Raw genomic sequence first — 2,581 nt, 5'->3', positions numbered from 1 at the left:
TATTCTCCTGTTGCAATCCTACCAATAAATCTTTTCCTATTTTTGGGTTGAAAGTCTTTTTTATCGGCCACCATAATATTTGCTGACGGATATAATTGCATAAACTCTCTACCAATTTGAGTGGTTAAATGGTTAGGAACTACAAATAATGACTTACTTGTAAGTCCTAACTTTTTAGATTCCATAGCAGAAGCTACCATTTCAAAAGTTTTTCCTGCTCCTACTACATGGGCAAGTAGTGTATTTCCACCATAAAGAGTCCTTGCTATGGCATTTTTTTGATGTTCTCGAAGTCTGATTTCAGTATTCATTCCATCAAAAGTTAAGTTAGAACCATCAAATTCTCTATTTCTAATTGAATTAAATTTTTCATTATAAATCTTCTCTAGCCTATATCTTCTATCAGGATCTTCAAATATCCAATTCTTAAATTCTTCTTTAATCAGTTCTTGCTTTTGACTTGCAAGCATAGTTTCTTTTTTATTCAATACAGAAGTCTTAGAACCATCATTGTTTATTACTTGGTCAAATACCTTTGTATCTTTTAGATTAAGAGCATTTTCAATTAGCTTATAGGCATTTACTCTGCTTGTACCATAAGTCATGTTAGCAAGGTCATTAGTTGAGTCAACACTTTTACCTTCAATGTTCCATTCACTTGTATGTGGTGAAAACCTAACATTTATATTCCACCTATCATAGCCAGGAGTTTTTAAAAGATTAAAAGTAAAGTCTTCTATATCTTTTTGAGGTATCCAAGTTGCTCCTAGCCTTACATTTATATCAGAGGCAGTTAGTTCTTCAGGCATAACTTCTTGTAATTTTTCTCTTTGATATTTGAGTTTGCCTAATTCGTTTAATAATGTGTCTTTCTTTTCAGAAGCTGCTAATTCTATTACATTTTCAATTTCTCCGATATATGAATTGAGGTAGCCGATCTTTTCTCTTATATTGCCACTTAAATACTCATCAGCCGATACATATGAAAAATGAAAAGGATCGTCATTGTTAAAGTTTTCAAAGGGCATTCTGTTATTTATTAGGTCTGTATCCTTAATATCTAAAAATATCTCGCCCTCAAGCTCACCAATTAAGGTGTCCCTATCTTTACTTGTGATAGATTCCATATATTCAAAATCTACATATCCCTTTTGTGAAACAGATAAGACTAAGGCTTCAAGGGAAGTATCTACATGGTCTACTACTTTTGCCTTTGTTATTGTTCTTTTTGAGAATATATCACTCTTAGCTTTGAAATTATCCTCATCATCAAGTATTTCTATTGATGATACTAAAGGAAAATTTGAGTCTTCCTTTAAGGCTCTAGTGTTTGATAAGGAGTTAATAAAGCCATGTTTCTTTGAAAAGTTATCATAGACTTCATTTAACTTTGCTTGTGATTCTTTTATTTCCTCGTCAGAAAAATCGTCCTTTTGTTTTTCTATTACATCTTTTAAGGCATTCATAACATCAAGATAATCTTTTATCTTTTCTTTGTTTTTATCTGATATATTCTGCTTAATTAAGACTGAGTTTTCTCTTAGGTAGACCTCTTCATCAATAATGGTGTAAGAAAAATTCTTAACATCATCTGTCGCTGGTAGACTTAATTCTTCATCTTCCAATAGTTCGACCTCTTCATATTTTGAATTTGAAGATATTTCCTTACTTGCAAGATCCATTAAATCCTTTAGATTTTCGTCTTCTTTTTCATCACAAGTAATTGTATTTCCAAATCTTCCAGATACTTCTTTCATATCCCCTAATACCATTTGAGGATTATCTACAAAGTATTTATTGTAGGTTAAACCCTTTTTATCAGTTGATAGGTGTATCCAATCATCATCTCTTTCTATAACTGAATCTCTCTTTTTTAAGAAAATAATATCTGAAGTAACTTCTGTACCAGCAAGTCCTTTAAAAGTTGTATTAGGAAGCCTCATAGCTCCTAAAAACTCACATCTTGCATTAATATATTTTCTAACAGATTCATCTTTTTTATCCATAGTTCCAGATGAAGTTATGAAGGCGATAATTCCTCCATTCCTAACCTTATCTATTGACTTTGCAAAAAAATAATCATGAATCAGAAAGTTATTTCTGTTATATTCACGATCGTTAACTTTAAAATCTCCAAAGGGAACATTTCCTATTACCAAGTCAAAGAAATTATTTGAGAAATTTGTTTCTTCAAAGCCTTTAATTTGAATATTAGCTTCGGGATAGAGCTCTCTTGCTATTCTTCCGCTTAGGCTATCTTTTTCCACTCCATAAACTTTAGAGCTTCGTATTTCACTTGGCATATTACCAATGAAGTTACCAACTCCTGCAGACGGTTCAAGGATATTTCCAGTCTTAAATCCCATATCTGTTAGAGTCTTATATATTCCATCCATTACCTCTCTAGGTGTATAAAACGATGTTAAAGTAGACTCTTTAGCATTCAAATACTCTTCATTTGTTAGATTTTCTTTTAAAATATTTCTTGCTTCAAGCCATTGTCCTCCCTTTTCTTCATCAAAGACATCGGCAAGACCACCCCATCCTAGATAATCAGCAAGATAGGCTTGTTCATACTCTC

At 32.0% G+C, this 2,581-nt stretch carries 1 protein-coding gene; it reads right to left on the bottom strand.

Features of this window, described 5'->3' with window-relative positions; translation table 11 throughout:
• Nucleotides 1–2,581: Eco57I restriction-modification methylase domain-containing protein (locus CS884_RS00085; protein WP_180753274.1), on the bottom strand; the 2,581-nt coding region annotated here is incomplete at both ends.

It is taken from the genome of Anaerococcus sp. Marseille-P3625, assembly GCF_900232825.1.
Classification (GTDB): Bacteria; Bacillota; Clostridia; order Tissierellales; family Peptoniphilaceae; genus Anaerococcus.
Note: the sequence above shows the minus strand (reverse complement) of the source record. Positions and strands in the feature narration are given on the sequence as shown.